The sequence below is a fragment of the Staphylococcus sp. FSL W8-0774 genome, assembly GCF_038006785.1.
In the GTDB taxonomy this organism is placed as follows: Bacteria; Bacillota; Bacilli; order Staphylococcales; family Staphylococcaceae; genus Staphylococcus; species Staphylococcus pasteuri.
In genome coordinates this window covers 754,669-777,738 of the sequence record NZ_JBBOVW010000001.1, presented here as the reverse complement: position 1 = coordinate 777,738, position 23,070 = coordinate 754,669, and the positions used below count along the sequence as shown (strand labels likewise).

The 23,070-nt window shown below is 30.8% G+C and carries 24 protein-coding genes; 6 read left to right on the top strand and 18 right to left on the bottom strand.

Annotated features, from left to right (window positions below):
• Nucleotides 1–247 precede the first annotated feature (247 nt).
• The 3 genes from NSQ15_RS03690 to NSQ15_RS03680 all read right to left on the bottom strand — a co-directional run bounded on the left by NSQ15_RS03690 (nucleotide 248) and on the right by NSQ15_RS03680 (nucleotide 3,658).
• On the bottom strand, nucleotides 248–1,855 hold the full coding sequence (locus NSQ15_RS03690) for a CTP synthase (protein ID WP_017636789.1): 1,608 nt from the start codon (nucleotides 1,853–1,855) through the stop codon (nucleotides 248–250).
• A gap of 301 nt (nucleotides 1,856–2,156) precedes the next feature.
• Entirely contained in the window at nucleotides 2,157–2,684 is a 528-nt protein-coding gene (gene rpoE, locus NSQ15_RS03685; protein WP_017636790.1) for a DNA-directed RNA polymerase subunit delta, read from the bottom strand.
• 113 nt (nucleotides 2,685–2,797) lie between these two features.
• On the bottom strand, nucleotides 2,798–3,658 hold the full coding sequence (locus NSQ15_RS03680) for a GNAT family N-acetyltransferase (protein ID WP_340746948.1): 861 nt from the start codon (nucleotides 3,656–3,658) through the stop codon (nucleotides 2,798–2,800).
• 284 nt (nucleotides 3,659–3,942) lie between these two features.
• On the opposite strand from NSQ15_RS03680, the gene coaW reads away from it, so the two are divergent.
• Complete coding sequence (gene coaW / locus NSQ15_RS03675; protein ID WP_017636792.1) at nucleotides 3,943–4,752, top strand: type II pantothenate kinase; 810 nt, start codon at nucleotides 3,943–3,945, stop codon at nucleotides 4,750–4,752.
• Nucleotides 4,753–4,825: 73 nt separating this feature from the next.
• Here coaW and NSQ15_RS03670 read toward each other — a convergent pair whose 3' ends face one another.
• The 3 genes from NSQ15_RS03670 to NSQ15_RS03660 all read right to left on the bottom strand — a co-directional run bounded on the left by NSQ15_RS03670 (nucleotide 4,826) and on the right by NSQ15_RS03660 (nucleotide 8,081).
• Nucleotides 4,826–5,491: a DUF2750 domain-containing protein gene (locus tag NSQ15_RS03670; RefSeq protein ID WP_017636793.1), complete on the bottom strand. Its 666-nt coding sequence runs from the start codon at nucleotides 5,489–5,491 to the stop codon at nucleotides 4,826–4,828.
• A gap of 212 nt (nucleotides 5,492–5,703) precedes the next feature.
• Nucleotides 5,704–6,897, bottom strand: coding sequence for an L-aspartate--L-methionine ligase LdmS (gene ldmS, locus NSQ15_RS03665; RefSeq protein ID WP_017636794.1), 1,194 nt, complete (start codon nucleotides 6,895–6,897; stop codon nucleotides 5,704–5,706).
• A complete protein-coding gene (locus NSQ15_RS03660; protein WP_017636795.1) occupies nucleotides 6,897–8,081 on the bottom strand; it encodes a M20 family metallopeptidase in 1,185 nt (394 codons plus the stop codon). The genes ldmS and NSQ15_RS03660 overlap by 1 nt, the downstream gene beginning before the upstream one ends.
• Before the next feature lie 263 nt (nucleotides 8,082–8,344).
• Between NSQ15_RS03660 and NSQ15_RS03655 the strand changes: the two genes are divergently transcribed.
• Nucleotides 8,345–8,815, top strand: coding sequence for an S-ribosylhomocysteine lyase (locus NSQ15_RS03655; RefSeq protein WP_017636796.1), 471 nt, complete (start codon nucleotides 8,345–8,347; stop codon nucleotides 8,813–8,815).
• 68 nt (nucleotides 8,816–8,883) lie between these two features.
• Here NSQ15_RS03655 and NSQ15_RS03650 read toward each other — a convergent pair whose 3' ends face one another.
• The 4 genes from NSQ15_RS03650 to deoC all read right to left on the bottom strand — a co-directional run bounded on the left by NSQ15_RS03650 (nucleotide 8,884) and on the right by deoC (nucleotide 12,461).
• Nucleotides 8,884–9,234: a DoxX family protein gene (locus NSQ15_RS03650; protein ID WP_017636797.1), complete on the bottom strand. Its 351-nt coding sequence runs from the start codon at nucleotides 9,232–9,234 to the stop codon at nucleotides 8,884–8,886.
• Nucleotides 9,231–10,421 (bottom strand): phosphopentomutase, encoded by a 1,191-nt coding sequence (gene deoB / locus NSQ15_RS03645; protein WP_017636798.1) that lies wholly within the window; start codon nucleotides 10,419–10,421, stop codon nucleotides 9,231–9,233. The genes NSQ15_RS03650 and deoB overlap by 4 nt, the downstream gene beginning before the upstream one ends.
• A gap of 12 nt (nucleotides 10,422–10,433) precedes the next feature.
• Nucleotides 10,434–11,735: a pyrimidine-nucleoside phosphorylase gene (locus NSQ15_RS03640; protein WP_070452973.1), complete on the bottom strand. Its 1,302-nt coding sequence runs from the start codon at nucleotides 11,733–11,735 to the stop codon at nucleotides 10,434–10,436.
• Nucleotides 11,736–11,798: 63 nt separating this feature from the next.
• Complete coding sequence (gene deoC, locus NSQ15_RS03635) at nucleotides 11,799–12,461, bottom strand: deoxyribose-phosphate aldolase (protein ID WP_340746947.1); 663 nt, start codon at nucleotides 12,459–12,461, stop codon at nucleotides 11,799–11,801.
• A gap of 168 nt (nucleotides 12,462–12,629) precedes the next feature.
• Between deoC and deoD the strand changes: the two genes are divergently transcribed.
• Nucleotides 12,630–13,340 (top strand): purine-nucleoside phosphorylase, encoded by a 711-nt coding sequence (gene deoD, locus NSQ15_RS03630; protein WP_017636801.1) that lies wholly within the window; start codon nucleotides 12,630–12,632, stop codon nucleotides 13,338–13,340.
• 143 nt (nucleotides 13,341–13,483) lie between these two features.
• Here deoD and NSQ15_RS03625 read toward each other — a convergent pair whose 3' ends face one another.
• From NSQ15_RS03625 to NSQ15_RS03600, 6 genes are all read right to left on the bottom strand, one after another.
• Nucleotides 13,484–13,930, bottom strand: coding sequence for a Dps family protein (locus NSQ15_RS03625; RefSeq protein WP_017636802.1), 447 nt, complete (start codon nucleotides 13,928–13,930; stop codon nucleotides 13,484–13,486).
• A gap of 216 nt (nucleotides 13,931–14,146) precedes the next feature.
• Complete coding sequence (locus tag NSQ15_RS03620) at nucleotides 14,147–14,569, bottom strand: thiol-disulfide oxidoreductase DCC family protein (protein WP_046466894.1); 423 nt, start codon at nucleotides 14,567–14,569, stop codon at nucleotides 14,147–14,149.
• Between the two features lie 171 nt (nucleotides 14,570–14,740).
• Nucleotides 14,741–16,117: an EVE domain-containing protein gene (locus NSQ15_RS03615; RefSeq protein ID WP_340746946.1), complete on the bottom strand. Its 1,377-nt coding sequence runs from the start codon at nucleotides 16,115–16,117 to the stop codon at nucleotides 14,741–14,743.
• 172 nt (nucleotides 16,118–16,289) lie between these two features.
• Nucleotides 16,290–16,520: a hypothetical protein gene (locus tag NSQ15_RS03610; RefSeq protein WP_017637005.1), complete on the bottom strand. Its 231-nt coding sequence runs from the start codon at nucleotides 16,518–16,520 to the stop codon at nucleotides 16,290–16,292.
• A gap of 34 nt (nucleotides 16,521–16,554) precedes the next feature.
• Nucleotides 16,555–17,493, bottom strand: a complete 939-nt coding sequence (locus tag NSQ15_RS03605; RefSeq protein WP_117239481.1) for a type I phosphomannose isomerase catalytic subunit — start codon at nucleotides 17,491–17,493, stop codon at nucleotides 16,555–16,557.
• 399 nt (nucleotides 17,494–17,892) lie between these two features.
• Entirely contained in the window at nucleotides 17,893–18,546 is a 654-nt protein-coding gene (locus NSQ15_RS03600) for an NAD(P)-binding oxidoreductase (protein ID WP_340746945.1), read from the bottom strand.
• A gap of 143 nt (nucleotides 18,547–18,689) precedes the next feature.
• On the opposite strand from NSQ15_RS03600, the gene NSQ15_RS03595 reads away from it, so the two are divergent.
• Nucleotides 18,690–19,013 carry an ArsR/SmtB family transcription factor gene (locus NSQ15_RS03595; RefSeq protein ID WP_029056162.1) on the top strand — a complete coding sequence of 108 codons (324 nt, stop codon included), beginning with the start codon at nucleotides 18,690–18,692 and terminating at the stop codon, nucleotides 19,011–19,013.
• Nucleotide 19,014: 1 nt separating this feature from the next.
• Nucleotides 19,015–19,965 (top strand): CDF family zinc efflux transporter CzrB, encoded by a 951-nt coding sequence (gene czrB, locus NSQ15_RS03590; protein WP_070452990.1) that lies wholly within the window; start codon nucleotides 19,015–19,017, stop codon nucleotides 19,963–19,965.
• A 56-nt stretch (nucleotides 19,966–20,021) separates the two neighbouring features.
• Here czrB and NSQ15_RS03585 read toward each other — a convergent pair whose 3' ends face one another.
• Complete coding sequence (locus NSQ15_RS03585) at nucleotides 20,022–20,753, bottom strand: metallophosphoesterase family protein (protein WP_017637000.1); 732 nt, start codon at nucleotides 20,751–20,753, stop codon at nucleotides 20,022–20,024.
• 132 nt (nucleotides 20,754–20,885) lie between these two features.
• Between NSQ15_RS03585 and NSQ15_RS03580 the strand changes: the two genes are divergently transcribed.
• The gene (locus NSQ15_RS03580; protein WP_046466889.1) at nucleotides 20,886–22,076 is read left to right on the top strand and encodes a lytic transglycosylase; all 1,191 of its coding nucleotides are present in this window, start codon (nucleotides 20,886–20,888) and stop codon (nucleotides 22,074–22,076) included.
• Between the two features lie 76 nt (nucleotides 22,077–22,152).
• Here the strand turns inward: NSQ15_RS03580 and NSQ15_RS03575 are convergent, their stop codons facing one another.
• Nucleotides 22,153–23,010 (bottom strand): HAD family hydrolase, encoded by an 858-nt coding sequence (locus tag NSQ15_RS03575; protein WP_070452993.1) that lies wholly within the window; start codon nucleotides 23,008–23,010, stop codon nucleotides 22,153–22,155.
• Nucleotides 23,011–23,070 lie beyond the last annotated feature (60 nt).

Genomic DNA, 23,070 nt, shown 5'->3' with positions numbered 1-23,070 from the left:
ATTTTAAATGTAAAGTTACTTATAAATACGTAGTATTTATGGCAAGACTCCTGAGGGAACAGTACTAGTTGAAGACCTTACAAATTCTCACAGATTTATCTGTGTAGTATTTCTGGCTGAAACTGTACCCTCGGAATGCGAAGCCATACAATACGAAGTATTGGGTATAAAGTAAGCACTAAGATGATTAAAATAAATCATCTTAGTGCTTTTATTTTGAGATTTATGTCCTGGCGTGTTTTTTGTATTATTTTTGTTGATGTTTTAATGATGCTTCAACAAAAGCTTTAAATATTGGTTGAGGTCTGTTAGGTCTTGATAAGAATTCTGGATGGAATTGACAAGCAATAAAGAAATCTTTTTCAGGAATTTCTACCATTTCTATTAATCTACCATCTGGACTAGTACCTGAGAATACCATGCCATTAGCTTCTAATTGTTCTCTATAATTATTGTTAAATTCGTATCTATGACGATGTCTTTCTTCAATATTATTTTCATTGTAAATAGAATGTGCTAACGTACCATCTTTAATTGCACATGGATATAAACCTAATCTTAATGTGCCACCTAAATCTTCAATATCTTTTTGTTCTGGTAATAAATCGATGATTGGATGTGGTGTACTTGGATCTAACTCTGCTGAATGTGCACCTTCTAAACCTAATACATTACGTGCAAATTCTACTGTAGCTAACTGCATACCTAAACAAATACCAAAATAAGGAACATTGTTTTCACGTGCATATTTAATAGCTGAAATTTTACCTTCACTTGCACGGAAACCAAATCCACCTGGTACTAAGATACCGTCTACATCTGATAAATAACTCTCAACATTATCATCTGTTACAAGACTTGAATCAATCCATTTAACAACGACATCTTTTTTGAAAGGATAGCCTGCATGTTTAAGTGATTCAACGACTGATAAATAAGCATCTTGCAAGCTTACGTATTTACCTACTAAACCGATAGTAATTTTACCATCTAAGCTATTTACAGTATCAAGTAAATGCTGCCATTCATCTAATTGAGTTTCATATTTAGCATTTAATTGTAAACGTTTGATGACAATGTCATCCATATCTTGTTTACTCAATTGTAACGGGATTTCATAAAGTGAGTCTGCATCACGACACTCAATAACGCTTTCTTTATTAATATCACAGAATAATGCAATTTTATCTTTTAAATCTTGAGTCATTTCATATTCTGAACGAACTACAATTAAGTCTGGTTGAATACCTAAACCACGCAATTCTTTAACACTATGTTGTGTTGGTTTTGTTTTCATTTCACCGGCAGCTTTAATATATGGTAATAATGTACAATGTACATACATTACATTTTCTCTACCTAAGTCGCTTCTAATTTGACGAATTGCTTCTAAAAATGGAAGAGACTCAATATCACCTGTTGTACCACCAATTTCAGTGATAACTACATCTGCATTTGTACTTTCTCCAGCTAATAATAAACGTTCTTTAATTTCATTTGTAATGTGTGGAATAACTTGCACTGTTCCACCTAAATAATCACCGCGACGTTCTTTTTTCAGCACGTGAGAATATACTTTACCAGCAGTTACGTTTGAATATTTATTTAAATTAATATCAATAAAACGTTCATAGTGACCTAAGTCTAAATCTGTTTCAGCACCGTCATCTGTAACGAATACTTCACCATGTTGATATGGACTCATAGTACCTGGATCAACGTTTAAGTATGGATCAAATTTTTGAATCGTAACTTCAAGACCTCTATCTTTTAATAATCTACCTAATGATGCAGCAGTAATTCCTTTACCTAAAGACGAAACTACGCCACCTGTTACAAATATAAACTTTGTCATAATTTGACCTCCTGAATTTTTAATAAAGCATTTAAATTAAGTATGTATTTAGTTTATGAGGAACGATGTATACGTGCGATTTACTTTGATTCGTTTTATATCATAGTCTATTTAATCATTCGTTTTAAATAATACTTATTCTACAATATTAATTACCTCATTGGAATCTTGTTTAATTAAAAATAAAAAAAGCTCCCTCTCACATATCAGTAAGGGGAGCGTATTACATTTATACACGTGTCCTATTTAAAGGAGCCCAAATAAAATTCTATCATTTTTAGGATAAAAGTCAATTAGAAATTTAACTTTGATATTCTTCGTCATCTTCCTCATCGTCGAAGTCATCTTCGTCTTCATCTTCTTCGTCAATGACAATATCATTTTCATTAATATCATCTTCAACTTGTTCATCTTCAGGATCATTTAATGTTTCTTGATCATCTGTGACTGCTGGAATATCATCATCGTCATCCGCTTCATCTTCACCTAATAATTTAAGGTTTTTATCTTCTTCGTCATCATCATCAAGAATATCAAATTTTTGAATCGTTGGCGCGATTTTTTCTTCAATATCATCTACTGAGTACCAATCACGAATACCCCATTGGTTTTCACCAACATTTAAAAATCGACCATCTGTATTTAAATCAGTATAGAATTGTACTACACGATTCTCGATTTCATCGTATTCATAATTACCTAATTCTCTAAATTTATCGATAATATCGTATAAATTCATTGTGTCGCCTTTTTCATTTAAAAGCGTATAAGCCATATCAATAAATGATTTCTCATCTACCATTTCTTTTGTATAATCTTTAATTTTCATTATAAAATACTTCCTTTCAAAGGATTTTTATCTTAAATAAGTTGGTCAAATTTCATTAATTAATAGTAACAAAAATAAATTATAAATGACAATCGGTGTTTACGCAATCTCTGTTAATAATTTATATACTTTTCAAATAAAATATAATCTTCTGCTTGTTCTACTTCTACAAAATTACTATTAATACATAATGGACTTAATTCGTTATTTTCTCCATATAGTGTAATGAATAATACTTTAATATTATCAAAATGTTTACGTATATAGGTTGGTAATTGTCTTAACGCGCTTTCAGCAATACCTTCATTCCGATGTGTTTTATTTACTTCAATGCCTGAAATACGCATACGGTCTTCAACTTGTTCAATACCTATGAAACCAACTTTTTCATCATCTTTAAGTAAGTTGATTAAATGAATATTCGCCTCTTCTGAAGACTCATTTTCTTCTAGTTTCAAAGAGGATACATGTTTAGAATCCAAGTCCAAATAATATAATCGTTCTTTTCCAATTGGCCCTTCCTCTTTAGTAGCTGCATGCATAAAACCTGCACGTTCATATACATTCCAAGCAGATTGATTTTCAGCATCGACCACTAAATATAAGTGGTTAAAATCTGGGAATAGTGTTTGGACATACTGAGGTAGATACATCATCATTTTAGTACCGTATCCATGCCCTTGATATCGCTCATTTACTGATAATGATCGTACATAGACGACATTTTCTGGCGTATCATAGCCTTCATGTTGATAATATTGATGTAAAACAAAGAAACCGACAACTTCCCCTTCGCTATTTTTAGCTATATTAGCAACTCGGTCTTCATCATTAAGTGCCTCTTCTAATACTGATTTAGGCAAGGAAGAATATATTTGTTGTCTTTCACTCAATTCAAAATTTAATATATCTTCACGGTATCGCTCTTCAAAAACTTGAATTGTAATATCTTCAAATTGCTTTTTTGTAGTCATAAGTCAATCCCCTATTCATTTAATACTCACTTATTATATATTACTTTACCCTATTGTAATACTATTTCTCATATTAATCGAAATTACTTACACTTAAATTATCATTTTAAATATAACTGTCTTAATTAAACAATTCATTTAATAGGCCTAACTTCAACTTAATAAATAATGCAATACGTTTGATAAATTTGTATTTTAAGTTGAATATGAAATAAACTCTTGTATTTCGTTTAATTTATTATACTATTATGGGTGATGCATTTTTGATTTGAGGTGGGAGTAATATGAAAATAGGAATCGATGCTGGTGGAACGTTAATCAAAATCGTTCAAGAATCTGAACACCAACGTGAATATCACACTGAATTAACTGTCAATATTGATAAAGTAATAAAATGGTTAAATGAAATCGATTTTGAAAGTTTAAGCTTAACTGGAGGTCAAGCAAGTATTATTGCAGAACACATCTCCAAACCAACACAAATATATGTTGAGTTTGATGCTGCTTCAAAAGGGCTTGGAATTCTACTAAATGAACAAGGACATGACATCAATCAATATATTTTTGCTAATGTTGGAACAGGTACGTCTCTTCATTATTATGACGGTGAGCAACAACAACGCGTAGGCGGTATCGGTACTGGTGGCGGAATGATACAAGGTTTAGGTTATTTATTAAGCCAAGTAACAGATTATAAACAATTAACAGATTTAGCTCAAAATGGTGACAGGGATTCAATAGACTTGAAAGTAAAACATATCTATAAAGATTGTGAACCCCCTATTCCTGGCGACTTAACTGCAGCTAATTTTGGAAATGTCTTACATCATGTGAATGAAGATTTTTCAATTGAAAATAAACTCGCTTCTGTAGTTGGTGTTGTTGGCGAAGTGATTACCACAATGGCAATTACTGTTGCTCGAGAACATCAAACAGAAAATGTAGTTTACATAGGATCTTCATTTAATAACAACCCATTATTACGTAAAGTCATAGAAGATTATACTGTATTGAGAGGATTTAAACCTTATTATATTGAGCATGGTGCGTTCTCTGGAGCTATAGGTGCTTTACATTTAACATTAGATCATTAACTCATAAAAGGAGTGAATTGAAACTTATTTATTTCAATTCACTCCTTTTTATCTTAGCAAATATACTATTCAATTAGGTTGTCATTTCATTTGATAGTTTTTGTGCGGATACCACTGTACCAATCACACCAGGTTTTAAATCTATGCCTACCGCTTTGTCATCATCGCGTAATTTATCAAGCCAGTCGTCAAATACACTTGTCTCAATCTCAATTAAATCGCATTCTTCAAAATCTTCTTCTTTTACTTTTTGCGCTCTTTTCTTCAAGCTCCATACAGGCATAATTTGAGGTTTATTTTCTCTATCATCTTCAATTAAGATAAAATTCTTTTCACTTTTATTTGTCAGACCATAAACATGGTCATATTTAGCAACATCTTTAACAAATTCTTTAATTCTAATTTTATCAAGTTCAGACATTAACTCTCTCGAAATTTCATAAATATTGACTAGTTTTCCACTCTGTTCATTAGTTATATCTATGAGTACTTTATCTGTTTCATCAAATAATTCATCTAAATCATATGCGACAAAACGGTCTAAATCTATTTTCACTATCTTATCATAACTAATGTCATTATCATTTAAATATTGTTTCGCCGTTTCATCATCAGTCCAAACAGTTACATATAATTGTTCATTTTTCGTTAAACGTACTATTTTTTTATTTTTAGAAGCAAAATATAAATGTTCATTAATTAACATTTCTTTGAAAAATGGTTCTTCTTTGTAAGACATTTTACACCCTCGATTCATATATTATATTTTATCACTTAATAAAAATATTAAATGACTCATTTTCGTTAGTCAACAGAGCGATGATGCTATACCGTACTTATTCATTGATTGGATTAATCATTTATACTAATTAATGATATTATTAGTGTTTCTTTTTTATAAAATACCCTTGAAAATTAAGCTATTATACTTAAAATTCAAGGGTCGCTATTTTATTTAACTTTTAAATCATTTAAAAATGCTTCTTCCATTTGTTGAATATATGCTTTATCTTTACCATGCCATATACATCCAAATCTTGAATTGACTTTATTGACGCCGTACCAGTCACCGTCGTAATAAGATAATGGATATAATACTCCTTTTTTCACGTATTTAAGAATAGTGTTAAAGAAATGGTCATTATTACCATCAGAAAAGTAACTATAAAATTTATGGTATCCATTAGTTAATTCATCAGCTAGTAATAACATACTAGTAGAACCATTTTGTCTAAAGTTTAAATCTATTGCGTAAACATCATTATGTTCATCTAATAACAAGTCAAACCCTGCCACACCGAAGAAGCCTAAACTTACTCCTATTGACATAATCTCTCTACCAGCATCAATGACGTGTTGTGGTACATCTTCAACGTTTTCATTACCATTATAAAAGCCATATTCATTGGTTAATTGTCTAGCTGTTCCTAAATATTGAATCCCTATATCTTCTGAATAAGCAAATTGAACACAGTAATTTTGAACAGCTTCAATTTTTTGTTCAATGATTAATTGTTCTGTAGCTTCAGTTGCATCTTTAATACGTTTTTTAGCCTTAGCTAAATCTTGATTATTATAACAAATCATCACTCCGTATCCACCAGCAGTTGGTAAATCGTCTCCCGGTTTAATAACAAATGGATAATTCCAATGTTCTATAGCTTCATCGAATTGCTCTATAGGTATAATTTCTCTTTGAGGAAGATATTTACCATTCGTCCATTCTGGTATTCTTGCTTTATTATTCAAAGCTACAAATACATCTTTGTTTAAAGCGTAGTATGATTTTTCAAGTACATCTTCGTCATGTATATATTGAAAATATATCTTTTTTCTTTCTTCATGTGCTAATTTTTTAATTAATGATTCATATGTTTGTTGATCACTAAACTTATAAATACTTGGTGGAATACGTTTTCCTACCTCTTCAAATAATTTCTCTAGCTTATCAGTTACACTTGCTTCATGCACTATAACGGGAAACTGATTCGCAATAAGTAATTCTCGCCCTGTTAAAAAATTAGACTGATGTTCATCTGGTTTAAGCCATGGGTTAGAAATGTATGAAGGTCTAGAAGTATATACTACATTATCCTGGTATAAATCACTTAAAGTTAATTTTGGACTATATACATTTTCACTCATTATTTCACATGTCCCTTCATATGATGATGTTCTTCAACAATTTCATTGAATAACGACGTATCATTTATTAATTCTAAACCCATTAATGCCATAATTTTTGCCCCTTTAATTAATGCTTGATCCCCTTGTAAACTTGCTGCCGCTTCTCTAAAACGATGCGTATGACCTACAAGATTTCTAGAACCAATTTTAATATGGGGATGTATTGTTGGAACTACATGGCTGACATTACCAGTATCTGTAGAACCATAACCAAAATCATCATCAATGACCGCTTCTCCCATTTCAGTTGCGTATTTCTCAAATAAATCATCTAATTTAGGAGATTTAATAAGTTCATTCACTCCATTTTGAATAGGACCAAATTCATAGTCGCAACCCGTTTGAATAGCAGCTCCACGTGCAATTTGTTTAACCTTTTCAGTTAATACGTCTAGCTCTTTTCTTGAAGTGGCTCTTGTATAAAATCGTGCATGTGTAAAGTCAGGGATGATATTGGCAGCTTTACCGCCATCTAAAATCACACCATGAACACGCTGACTTTTTTTAATATGTTGTCTAAGTTGCGCTACACCATTGAAATAAGAAATCATTGCATCTAATGCATTAAGTGCTTCATCTGCATTTTCAGATGCATGCGCGCTTTTTCCGTAAAATTTCACATCTAATACATCTACTGCAAGTGTATTAATCGTTCTATAAGTTTCGTTGCCAGGATGTACCATTAAAGCAATATCAATATCATCTATAATGCCTGCTTTAACGTAAGAGGCTTTGGCACTACCATTCTCCCCACCTTCTTCTGCTGGGCAACCTAAAACAACTACAGAACCACCTATATGATCAATAACTTGTTTTAAAGCAATACCACCTAATGTACTTGCAGTTCCTATAATATTGTGACCGCAAGCATGTCCTAAACCGGGTAACGCATCATATTCTGCTAAGAAACCAATCACTGGGCCCTCTTTATCAGATTCATATGTTGCTATAAAACCTGTAGCATGTCCTGCAATATCAGTTTCGATTTCAAAACCATTTGCTTTTAATGTATCAATCAATGTTCTAGATGCAAAAATTTCTTCATTTCCTAGTTCTGGTCTTTCATGTATGCGATGACTCATTTCTACATATTCGTATTTATTATTTTCAATATAATCTAATATATTTTGCTTTTCGCTCATATTACCTAACTCCCATTCTACTAATCCACTATCTTTCTAAAGATACCCATAAACTTTATCGTTCAATTAATTATTACTCATTTTATCGGATTTACTTTTAAATGTCATTACATTTATTAATGTTTACACAATTTTCTTACAATTCAAACTTGTAATTTAACCATTAATCATTCTTACCTTAAAATTGTAAAAACAAAATAGTATTGTTACAATTTAGTTATTCATTAAATGAGTTTGTACGTATATTCAAGGAGGGTAATATAATGGCAAAAATGAACGTAGAAAGTTTCAATTTAGATCACACTAAAGTGGTAGCACCATTTATTAGATTAGCAGGTACTATGGAAGGCTTAAATGGCGATAAAATTAATAAATATGATATTCGCTTCAAACAACCAAATAAAGATCATATGGAAATGCCTGGATTACATTCTTTAGAACATTTAATGGCTGAAAATATTAGAAATCATACAGATAAAGTTGTTGATTTAAGTCCAATGGGTTGTCAAACTGGTTTCTATGTATCATTCATTAATCACGATGATTATGATGATGTATTAAACATAGTTGAAAAAACATTAAACGATGTTTTAAATGCAACTGAAGTTCCTGCATGTAATGAAGTTCAATGTGGTTGGGCAGCAAGCCATTCACTTGAAGGTGCAAAAGAAATTGCACAAGCATTCTTAGATAAACGTGACCAATGGCATGATGTATTTGGAGAAGGTAAATAATAAACTTAATCATAAAGAAAAGACGTTATCCTAAAATGGATAACGTCTTTTTTTATATATTGCTATTATTATAATTTTTTAACTAACCCCATAATAACGAATTGTAGAGGTAGTCTTAACCATAAAGCCCATGCTGGTACTTGTTTATCTCCTAGTGGTAATTTCTTTCTAGCCATATAAACATTAGCTGGTAAAACTGCTAATAGGAATAAATTAATACCTTTTTTCAACCAACTTGCTGGGCGTTTAATTAATAAAGCTACACCAAAGAATATTTCAAATACACCAGTGACAAGAACCGCTGTCTTTTGTAATGGTAAATAATCAGGAACAATCGTTCTAAAATTTCTTTCATGTGTAAAATGTAGTACACCTGCTGATCCAAATACTAAACCTAAAGTCCATCTTAATAATTTCATTCGTGTTCCACTCCCATTTCTTTTAAATAACTTTTTCCATATTCGGGTAATTCTACGTTGAAATTATCTGCAATTGTAGCCCCAATTGAGCTAAATGTTGTATCACCTGGTAATTCATGATAGTCCTTAATTTTTGGACTAAACATTAATACTGGTATATATTCTCTCGTATGGTCTGTGCCGTCTGCTGTTGGGTCATTACCATGATCTGCTGTTATAATAACTAAATCATCTTCATTTAAATTTTCGATGAGTTCAGGTAATCTTTCGTCGAAGTCTTTAATCGCTTGAGCATAACCTGGTTTATCGCGTCGATGTCCATAAAGCGCATCAAAGTCAACTAAATTTAAAAAGCTTATACCATTGAAATCTTTTTTAACTACATTTATTAATTGATCCATACCGTCCATATTACTTTTAGTACGAATAGCTTCTGTAACGCCTTCACCATCATAAATATCATTAATTTTACCGATAGCGATAACATCGTAATTGTTTTCTTTCAATGAATTCATAACAGTTTTACCAAATGGTTTTAATGCATAGTCATGTCGATTAGAGGTACGTGTAAAGTTACCTGGTTCACCAACATATGGACGTGCTATAATTCTACCGATTAAATATTTAGGATCTTTTGTTAATTCTCTAACCTTTTCACAAATATCGTATAGTTCTTCAAGTGGGATAATATCTTCATGTGCAGCAATTTGAAGTACTGGGTCTGCACTAGTATAGACGATTAAATCGCCAGTTTTCATTTGGTGTTCTCCCCACTCATCAATGATTTGTGTACCTGAAGCGGGTCTATTGGCAACAACCTTACGACCAGTCATTCTTTCTATTTCTTCAACTAATTCATCTGGAAATCCATTAGGATATACTTTAAATGGTTGCATAATATTTAATCCCATAATTTCCCAATGACCAGTCATTGTATCTTTTCCAACTGATGCTTCACTTAACTTTGTGTAAAAAGCTTGTGGTTGGTCAACTTTAGAGACAACTGGTAAAGAATCAATATTGCCAAGACCTAATTTTTCTAAGTTAGGTAATGACTGATTAAATCCTTCAAGTGTATGTTTTAAAGTGTGTGAGCCTTCATCATTAAATGCTGCAGCGTCAGGTCCTTCTCCTATACCTACCGAGTCCATTACAATAAGATGAACCCTTTTAAATGGTGTAGTCATTATTTACATCTCCTACTCCGTAATTATTTTGTGAATTAATGTTGGTGTATGACTTTCACTATCAATTCTAATACTTTCATTCAATTTATCAAATATATCATCAATATTTTCTTTATTACTATGAATCGTCAATATAGATTCACCGGCTTTGACTTTGTCGCCAACTTTTTTATTTAATACTATGCCAACACTTAAATCAATCACATCTTCTTTAGTCTGTCTACCGGCACCTAACATCATTGATGCAACACCTATCTCATTTGCAATCATTTCTGTTATATAGCCATCTTGTTTTGCAGCGTAATCAATTTTAAATTTTGCATAAGCAAGATTTTCTGGATGATCGACAATAGAAGCATCGCCACCCTGATTACTAATAAATGATTTAAATTTTTCCAATGCTTTACCGGATTCAATAGATTGTGTTAGATATTCACGTGCTTCATCAAGTGTTGATGCTTGTTTAGCAAGTACTACCATTTGTGATCCTAAAGTAAGTACTAATTCCGTTAAGTCATCTGGACCTTGACCTTTTAATGTTTCAATAGCTTCTTTTAATTCTAAACCATTACCAATAGCATTACCCAGTGGCTGGCTCATGTCTGAAATAATTGCCATCGTATTTCTACCTACATTATTTCCAATTCGTACCATAGCATGGGCTAAAGCTTCTGCATCTTCAATCGTTTTCATAAATGCGCCGCTACCAGTTTTAACATCTAAAACAATTGCATCGGCACCAGCCGCAATTTTCTTACTCATTATAGAAGATGCTATTAAAGGAATAGAGTTGACTGTTCCTGTAACATCTCTTAATGCATATAATTTTTTATCTGCAGGAGTCAAATTACCAGATTGTCCCATAACGGCTACTTGGTTTTCATTAACAAGTTTAACAAATTCATCTTCTGATAATTCAACATGGAAACCTTTTGCTGATTCAAGTTTATCAATTGTACCACCAGTATGTCCTAATCCTCGTCCACTCATTTTCGCGACTGGTACACCTACTGAAGCCACTAAAGGAGCTAATACTAGTGTAGTAGTATCACCAACACCACCTGTTGAATGCTTATCCACTTTAATTCCATCAATATTTGATAAATCAATGACATCGCCTGAATTTACCATTGCCATAGTTAAATTTGCACGTTCTTCTTCAGTCATATCTTGGAAGAAAATAGCCATTGCCAAACTAGATGCTTGATAATCAGGAATATCGCCATTCGTATAACCTTTAATGAAAAAGTCTATTTCTTCTTTTGTTAATGCATACCCGTCACGTTTCTTTTCAATTATATCTATCATTCTCATAAACAAAGCCTCCTTTTAGATGGTTGTTTCTTGATTTAATATGATTTACTTTGCTGAAATGATTTAATAGTTTGAATCAGACTCTAAGCCTTGGATAATTTGTACACCAGCACTAGCTCCAATACGTGTAGCACCAGCTTCTAGCATATTATTAAAATCTTCTAAATTTCGAACACCACCAGATGCTTTTACTTCTAATGCTTCTCCTACAGTATCTTTCATTAATTTAACATCAGAAGCTGTAGCGCCTCCACCAGCAAAACCAGTAGATGTTTTTACAAAGTCTGCACCAGCTTCTTTTGCAATTTTGCAAGCTGTTACTTTTTCTTCATCAGTTAATAATACAGTTTCAATTATGACTTTTACTGTTTTACCATTTGATACTTTTACAACACTTTCAATATCATCCTTTACTTCATCTAATCGACCATCTTTTAATGCACCAATATTAATAACCATGTCTATTTCAGAAGCACCATTTTCAATGGCATTTTTAGTTTCAAACGCTTTTACTTCTTTAGTTGATGCACCAAGTGGAAAGCCAATTACCGTACAAACGAGTACGTCAGTTCCTTTTAATTGTTCAGCTGAATACTTAACATGTGTTGGATTTACACAAATCGATTTGAAGCCATATTCTTTTGCTTCATTAATAATTTTATCAATTTGTTCACGTGTTGATTCAGGCTTTAATTGTGTGTGATCTATAAATTTTACATAATTCATTAAAAGGTCCTCCTCACTTATTTACATTGAATACAAACTCTATATTTTTCTATGTTAAGCGAATGTATTCAATAAACATACCCTTCATATATATAGTACAAAAATTAGCAAAAAAATTAAACAAATGTTATCTTAAATATGATTAAGTAATTAAGGAGAAGATGACAAATGACAAATGGTACACCTCATATTCAACCAAATGGAGTAAAAATCGCTAAAACTGTATTAATGCCCGGAGATCCTCTTCGTGCAAAATATATTGCAGATAACTTTTTAGAAAATGTTGAACAATTTAATGAAGTACGTAATATGTTTGGATACACAGGAACTTATAAAGGAAAAGAAATTTCAGTAATGGGTTCTGGTATGGGTATTCCTAGCATTGGAATTTATTCTTATGAATTATTCAATTTCTTTGATGTTGAAACAATCATTCGTGTAGGTTCATGTGGTGCCTTGCAAGAAAACGTTAATTTATATGATGTCATCATTGCACAAGCCGCTTCAACTAACTCAAATTATGTAGATCAGTATCACATTCCAGGTCATTTTGCGCCGATTGCTGACTTTGATTTAGTTACTAAAGCCAAACAAGCAGCTGACAAAATTGGTGCTGTATCACATGTTGGTAACGTATTATCATCAGACACATTCTATAATGCAGATGATAAATTTAATGATGCATGGAAGAAAATGGGCATTTTAGGTATTGAAATGGAATCAGCAGGTTTATATTTAAATGCTATTCATGCTGGCAAAAAAGCATTAGGCGTATTTACTGTTAGTGACCACATTTTAAGAGATGAAGCTACAACAGCTGAAGAACGTCAAACTTCATTTACTCAAATGATGGAAATAGCACTTGAAATTGCCGAATAATTAAAACATAAAAAAATAGAGATTAAGTGATGTCTTTCATAGATAACACTTAATCTCTTTTTATAACCTCAAGAATATTACTATTATTAGTTTAATATTAAAAAGCATGGTTCATCGTCAAACCATGCTTTTCTTAATCGTCATTATTTACCAAGGTAAGATTGTAACATCCAATTATGTTTATCTACTGATGTTTGCATACCGATAAACATATCTTCAGAAACATCGTCACCAGCTTCGCCAGCAACTTTGATAGCTTTTTCTAATTGATTAGAAATATTTGTAAAGTCTTTAGATAATTCTTCTACCATTTGTTCAGCAGCATAACCTTTTCCTGCTTCATCAATAATTGACATATCTAAACTTTCTTTCATAGTACCAACAGGGTTACCGCCTACTGCTAAAATACGTTCTGCTAAATCGTCAACATATTGTGCTGCTTCATTATATAGTTCTTCAAATTTAACATGTAATGAGAAGAAGTTAGGTCCTTTTACATACCAATGGAAATTGTGAAGTTTAGTATACGCTACAGTCCAGTTTGCAACTTGTTGATTTAATTCTTTTACTACTTCTTGATTATTTGCCATATTAATATACGCTCCTTTGAGTTATCGTTTTATTGATTGCACATACATTATATTAGAATTATTATAATCTGTAAAGGAATATGACACTTTAATTTATAATAATTCTAATCTAGTTCATAAACCTTTCACATTTATATTACCCCAATAAAACATATTTAAAAACTGAAAATACATTTGTTTTTAATTTAACTAATATTTTCATTCTCAATTAGTCATTTATAATTGAGAATGAACTAATTTAATCTTTTGATTATTATCTAAAAAGAATGATGCCTCATAATCATTTGGTTTATGCCAATGTGTCTTCCACATTTTATCTCTATTATTTGCAAATAATTGATAACCGAAATTCCTAATTGGTTTAGGAATAATACGCAATAGTACGCCTAACAATTTATACTGATTTGGTAAAGATGTAATTAATGATGCTATTGCTGTTGATTGATATTCCAAATGATCACCATCTAGAACTATCACACTATTTCTATTTTTTGCTTCTGGATGTTTATCAAATAATTTTTGACCATAGTCACCTTCTAAAGTAGCAAATTCGTATTTATGTGATAATCCATTTTGGATTAGCCATATTGCATAGTTATAACAATATACACAATTGCCATCATAATAAATAATTGCCATATTAAACACCACTCCTTACTTTCTCATTACTCATTTTTCCTATTTGAAAATTTATAAACCAAATTAAGCCTTTCATATACAAAAAATAAGTTGATTTTATGAAAATCTACTAATTACCGTTACATAACTTGAATGGCAATAGTTGAACGACTCCATAAAATCAACTTATTATTAATCTTGGTTAACCTTCACAATTCTAGTATATTTTAAGAATTGTTGTGTATACTTCTCTTGTATTTCTTCTAAAGTGTCGTATGTGACACCTATAATATGCCAATTCGGGTTAAAATGATAAAATGAGTCTTTGTCTTTAGACCATTTAATCATATTACCTTCTTTATTATATCTAGGCAATGTTACTTCATAACCTTCTAGTACGTTAATATATGTTTGGAATATATCTGGATCGATTCTATTAAAGTTATCAATAACAAGGTAACTTTTATCTTTTTTAGGCATATTTTGAGTTATAAAACCTTCACGATAGTATAGAGCGCCACTTTCATTAGGTAAATACTTACCGTATAGCATATCTTCACTAAAATCCGGATGGCCTGTTGTAATGATAGGATTAGCATTTGTTTTTTGTAATAAATCATTAGCGGCTTTTAAGCCTTCTTCTTTTTTATCAACTACTAATAAAATAAATGGTTTAAGTGTATTTTCTTGTTGGTTTTCTTCTAATAAATGAGATTTTTCTACAGTTTCAAATGGATTTTTAATACCATTATTATCGCTCATTTCTAAAATAGCGTCATATTGTACTTGTGACATACTTGCAATAGCTTGTTTTGCATTTTCTTGAAGAAAATATAAGTTTTTAAGTTTAGGGTGTTTATTTAAATAACTCAATGAAATTGGCGTAATATGTTTACCAAACATGATTTCAATTGCCGTACTATTAGTTCTACCAGGAATTGGTGGCTTTTCATGTATGTGTCTAGAAACCTCACCAATACCTATAACAGATTGGTTTTGGTATTTATTGTAAATAATTACATTATCTCCAACTTCTAATTGTGTGTAAAAATGATATCCATTTCTTTTAATGCCATTATATGTGTGAGTAAAAATAGTATAATTTTTACCAGGTTCAATATCTTCAGTTTCAGACATAAAGAAATAACGCGGTATTTTTGTTTCGCCTTTTCCAAGTTGAATGATTAAATCAAATTCTTCTTTTCTAATTTGATTAAATAACGTTTCTTTCATATTACTCATACGAAAATCTAACGCTTCGCTTCGTTTTAAATAATCAGTTGTTAAAGGTTTTAGTACTTCATTAAAACGAAATTCAACTCTAATTTTATTTTGGGCGCCAGCTTGGACACTAATGATTTCACCAAAACCAAGTAGCCCTGTATCAGTTTGAACTTGATAAAAAATGACTTGGTCTCCAGCTTTAGCTTTTTTAAATGCTCTATATCCTTGAGTTGGATTAAATTGCGCACCTGATTCAAATAATGTCGTTTGACCTACTAAAGGTTCATTATGATTCCACCTATTATAACCACAATTTAACCAAAAGTAATTAATTTCTTCTGTCATCACGAATCTCCTCACCTTATTATATGTAAAATAAGTTTTTGTAATTACCTTATTATATCTAACAAAACGACGCTACTACAACTATTTTCACATATTTTATTAAAAAACAGACCAATGACACTTATCATTAGTCTGCGCATGTGTATACTATCAATAAAAATTATTATGCTATTTAATGTGTAGGTAGGAATGAGCCTAATAATGGTAACAAATTAATCATTATGCCGCCTATTGATAGCATAAAACTACTTTCTTTGTCTCGAATTGTAAGAATAGCACTAATAACTCCCACAATAGCAACTATTCTCGGTATTATAAATGATGGATAATGTGGCATATTAAAAAACACACCTGCACCTGAAATGACACCACATAATAAAGAAATATATAAAAATTGTTTCATAATTATGAACATCCTTTGTATTAAATATATAAGTTTATATATAACTAATAATTAAAGAAAAATCTCCTTCAAATATATTATCGAGATCTTCTGAAGTTAATACAAAATGACTTCCTTTTTGTATATTAAATACTTCACCATCTGTAATAAGTTTACCTTCACCTTCAATTACTGAAACTAAGCAAAATTCACGTGGTTTCATATAATTTAATGTGCCAGAAATTTCCCATTTTACTATAGTAAAGAAATCATTAGATACAATATGCGTACATTGGTGACTTTCTATAATTTCTTTTTCTGGAATAATATTAGGTAAATCACTATTAAATTCCATCACATCTAAAGCTTTTTGTATATTTAACTCTCTAGACTCGCCTGTATGTTTGGCTCTTTTATAATCATAAATACGATAGGATATATCGGATGACTGCATCACTTCATATGCAATAATTCCTGATCCTATACTATGAAGTGTTCCAGCTGGTACAAAATAAAATTCGCCAGGCTTAACTGTTACTTTCTTTAAATCATTTTCAAATGTTCCTTGTTCTAGTTGTTGTTGAAAAACTTCTTTAGATTCTGCAGTTGTGCCTAAAACAATTTCAGAGCCTTCTTCCGCATCAATAATGTACCAACACTCTGATTTACCATATTGGCCATTTTCATGTTCATAAGCATATGAATCATCTGGATGTACGTGAATAGATAAAGGCGATTCAGCATCTACTATCTTTGCGAGCAATGGAAAATCTTTACTTGGAAATTCACCGAATAATTCTCGATGCTCTGCCCATACTTTATCTAATGTTTGGCCTGCATAAAGACCATTGGTAATTTCATTGGTACCATTGGGATGTGCTGAAATACCCCAGCATTCTCCAATATGTTTGCTAGGAAGATTGTACCCAAATGATTCTAATTTATTACCACCCCATAATTTTTCATGAAAAATAGGTTTTAAAAACAGCGGCATTACTACACCTCCATTACTCTCGTTGTATATGTTAATCAATTGTTAGTGATATAAAAATCTCCTAACATAGGTTCTAATAATATGTATATGTTACTTTAGTTTGAAATGTTATAAACTCATTTCAACTCACTACATGTGATTGTATCATAATTCATAATTCAATGGTTATGTTGATTTTGATAAATATTTACAAGACAATATTATCTTTATATTTTAATTAACGATTCTATTATAAAATAAATGGTTCTCGTTATTATAACAATATATTGCAATGATGATAAGTTATAAAATTCCTCATTTTAATCATAAAAATATTCCATATTTATTATAAATAAAAAAACTTAGGGGACGATTGAAATATATCCCCTAAGTCATTTTATAATTTGAACTTATAATTAATTATTCATATGCTTTTAGAGCATCTTCAATTGTTGATTCTCCAGATAAAATTTGGAATTCTTGATTACTGAATTTATCTGAAGTTACAACATATTTTAGAACTCGTGCAACATCTTCACGTGGAATTGTGCTATAACTATCGAAATATAAATCCGCTTTAATTTTTCCAGTACCTGCATCATCTTTGAGGCCACCTGGATGTACAATTGTATAATTTAAATCTGAATGTCTTAAATAATCATCAGCATAATGTTTTGCAATCGTATATGGTTTTAAATCCCCACTTGCGTCAAACGCTTCTCTTCTTGAATCATAAGTTGAGACCATAACATAATGTTTGATACCTGCTTTTTCACTTGCTTTGATTGTTTTAACAGCACCATCTAAATCTACATAAAAAGTTTTGTCTGCACCTGTACTTGCACCTGAACCAACAGAGAAAATCACTTTATCAAATGATTGGAATTTGTTTGTTAAGTCTTCGATACTATCATTTTCAACATCAATATTTAGAGCTTTAATGTCATTATTTTCTAATTCTGACACTTGCTCCTCTTTTCTAACACCGGCAGTAAAGTCAACATTATCTTCTTTTAATTGATCTACTAATTTAGAACCTACGCCACCGTTAGCACCAATTACTAATATACTCATTCCAACGTCCTCCTTTTTATTTCTTGTAATAACTCATTTACCACTTAAATATCCAATTAAACTTCCATTATATTATTGACCTTAATTTCAAACCATTGTATATTAATATATGAACAAGTATTCATATATTAAGAGGTGTTCGTATGACTGAAAGTAAACTTGAAACATCCCATCATCAAACATTAGAAAGAGTTACTGATATTTTCAAAGCTTTAAGTGATATAAATCGTATTAGAATCATGGAATTGTTAGCAACTGGTGAATCTAGTGTAGGGCATATTTCACACACATTAGACCTATCACAATCTAATGTTTCTCATCAACTTAAATTATTAAAATCAGTCAACCTAGTTAAATCTAAACGACAAGGTCAAAGTATGATTTATTCTTTAGATGATCAACATGTCTCTACCCTATTAAAGCAAGCTATTCATCATGCGAGTCATCCAATAGAAGGTGAAAAATAATATGACAACACAACATCCTCATGATCATTCTCATGGTCATGTACACACAAATAATAAAAAAGTTCTATTTATCTCGTTTCTTATTATCGGACTATTTATGTTAGTAGAAATCATTGGTGGTTTTTTAGCTAATAGTCTTGCATTACTGTCCGATGGTTTTCATATGTTTAGTGACTCTTTATCACTTTTTGTAGCGTTAATCGCATTTATCTATGCAGAAAAACATGCAACTACATCTAAGACTTATGGCTATAAACGTTTTGAAGTATTAGCAGCACTTTTTAATGGCGTGACGTTGTTTGTCATTAGTATTTTAATAGTAATAGAAGCAATCAAACGATTTTTCGCACCACCTGAAGTACAATCGAAAGAAATGTTTATTATTAGTTTAATTGGTTTAATCGTTAATGTTGCAGTTGCAATTTTAATGTTTAAAAGCGGTGACACGTCACATAACCTTAATATGAGAGGCGCTTTTTTACATGTACTTGGTGACTTATTTGGCTCCATCGGTGCGATTGTAGCAGCCATTTTGATTTGGACATTAGGTTGGACTATCGCTGACCCTATCGCTAGTATTTTAGTGTCCGTCATTATTTTAAAAAGTGCATATGGTATAGCTAAATCTTCAATCAACATTTTAATGGAAGGAACACCTAGCGATGTTGATTTAGATGCAATTATACAGTCGCTAACAAATCATAGCGTTATCCAAAGTGTGCATGATTATCATGTTTGGACTATTTCTAATGATTTAAATGCCTTAAGTTGTCATGCAGTTGTTGCTGATACGTTAACTATCAAAGAAGGAGAACAACTACTTAAGCAAATTGAACATGACTTATTGCATTTAAACATCCAACATATGACGATTCAACTTGAAACAGCAAATCATGATCACGATGACGCGACATTATGTTCAGGCATTCATGGTCAAGAACATCATCATTAAATAAAAAAATTGCCTCTCCATGCTTCAAATTAACTTGTGGAGAGGCAACTTCTATTTTATATAAATTTATCAAATATAAAATCTCTAGCAGGTACTTGTTTAGCTTCAAATCCCTCTAAAAATTCTTCATTATCAAATGCAACTTTAACTCTTTCAATTGAAATATCAGTTTCTGTAATAGTAACAATACCATAAACAGCATTTGAACCGTTATTTAATCCAACAGAACCTGGATTAAAATACATTTTATTTTTATCGTCAAACATATGCAATCTGTGATTATGACCAAAAATAATTAAATCTGCATCTTTATCTGCAAATAATTGTGTCATTTCTTGTTCATCATCTTTGACTATAGGACTAAAAGGTACTTCATCTATAGGAGAAGATAATTTATCATTTTCAATCTCATAGTGTATAAATAACACTTTTTTACCGCAAATTTCTTTTTCGATAAATCGAGGTAATTGATTTAATTCTTCATAATATTCTTCATCTAAATGGCTAGCAATCCATTGATGATGTTCGTAAAACTTATCTTTTAAATCTTCCGGATAAGGAGTGCCGTTTACAACCGACATAATAGCTTCATCATGATTACCTGCAATCATTTCCATATCATCGCGATCGAAAATATGGTCTAATACTTTGTTTGTTTCATGTCCGATTCCGATATTATCTCCAAGATTATAAATTTTTTCAATATCTTCTCTACTATCAATATCATCTAATACAGTTTCTAATGCATCAAAGTTACCATGTACATCAGTTATAATTGCAAATTTCATGATGATATCTCCTTTCATATTAAATTCATTAGAACATTTTAACACTTAATACCCTATTATGTTAGATATTAATTTGAAAAAGTCCAAATTTTTGATATTGTATTTATATTAACAAAAAGGAGTGCTTAAAATTTGTTTAAATATTATAACTTAGCATTTAAGAATGCTAAACCCCAGAATCTTAAAGCAATATTATTTACATTAATAAGCTTTATCGTCATTTTCTTAGTCGGTAGAGTTGCAATGGCTATGATTGGCCAACAAATGATGCAATTACAAATGATGATGCAATTCGGTCAACCAGCAGGACCATTACTTATTCCAATTATTGGTGTAGCTGTATTAGTCATCTTATTATTTATATTTTTAGGTTATCAGTTATTAGCTGGTGCTATAAATGTTATTTCTAGAGCTATCAGAAAAGATAAAGTTAAATTCTCTGATTTATTTATCGCCTTTAAAAAAGGTCACTATGCTAAAAGTTTATTACTAGCATTAATTACAATATTAATGATTGTTATCATGTCAGTCATTTTATATTTTGTAAATAAATTATTAAACTTGGCACTTTCACCATTAGTTAGTGCATTACAAGGTCCTTTAAGCAAAATGGATAATCCAATGCCAGCATATTTAACATTCCAAATTGCTGTAACATTAATCGTTGGATTTATCACATCTATCTTTTATTGGTTCTTCTTTGTTTTAATCATTAATTACACTGCAGCATATACTGAAAATCCAAAACAATCTGCTATGACAAGTGTTAAAGATGGATTTAAAGCAATTAAGAATGGTCATAAAACATGGTTGAAATTCTTTATTGGTATTTTATTAATTAATTTACTAATAACAATTATTACTCGTGTACTAGTAACGTTAGTACAAATGGCAACTGGTAGTATGTCACAAACTGTTGCTCAAATCTTATTAGTAACACTTCAAATCATTGTTATTTTAGTAACACTATTTATCTACTATGCTTTACTTATGGGTATCGTTCAATACTTTATTCGCCGTGGCGAAAAAGTTACAACTAACTCTAAAAAGAATAAAGCTAATAAAGCAGTTGCAAATAAAGACACAAATAATAAAACTACAAAAACACAAGATTTACAAGATACAACTAAAGATAAAGTTGATCAACATTCATCTGATTTAAAAGATAACGCAAAATCTACTACTCAAGATTCTAAAAAAGAATTAAACGATAAAGCTACTCAACACAAAGATGATTTATCAAATTCTACAACATCTCATAAAGATAATTTAGAAGAAACAGCTAAAGATACAATTGATAAAAATAATCCTAATAATAAATAATTAATAATAAAGGTCGAAGTACAAATATTTAAAATTGTACTTCGACCTTTTTATTATATCTATTTCAATCAATATCTTAACTTAGAAAATGTTTTTTTAAGTATTTGGCTGCGCCATCTTCTTCATTAGTATATTCAGTTACATCGTCTGTTAATGATTGAATTTCTGTACGAGCATTTTTCATTGCAACTGTATAATGTCCAAATTCAAACATAGCTCTATCGTTATCACTGTCACCTATCACAAGTGTTTCTTCTTGTTTAATATTAAAGTATTCAATCATTTCTTTGATACCTGTACCTTTATCAGTATTATAAGCCATTGTTTCAGCGTTATAACGTGAAGAGTTAGATACACTAATATTTAGTAATACTTTATTTTGTTGAAGTTCATCACGAAAACGACTAATTTTATCTAAGTTTGTATTAAATAGATATATTTTTGAATAATCCTTTTCAGGAAATTGATCTACCCATTGAATTTTATCTTTTATGGCTTCTCGTCTTGATGCCCATTCGCTTTGTCCTACATTATTAGGAGGCGTTTCACTGCCACTCACCATTTCACTCATCCAAGATTGATCTTCTTTTAATACTAGGCGTTGTTCACCAAATGGGAATACTTCATAATAAATGTGATGTTGTTGTGCTAATTTCACAATTTGATTCACAGAATCTAAAGACATACTATGCTTAAATATATTTTTATCATTGACTTCACCAGTTGTACCGTTGGAACTTATAATACCATCAACTAAAAAACCTTCTGGTACTAGTTGATGAATTTCAGAATATGAACGCCCAGTCGCTAAGAATACTTTGAATTCATTATCTTTTAGTGAATTAATGACGTCTCTAGTATATTCAGATGCTCTATTATCTTCATGTAAAATTGTACCATCCATATCTAAAAATATCGCTTTTATGTTGTCCATATAATCCTCCAATATGTTAAGTTCTATATTACTTAAAATTTTGTCACTTATTTGAGAAAA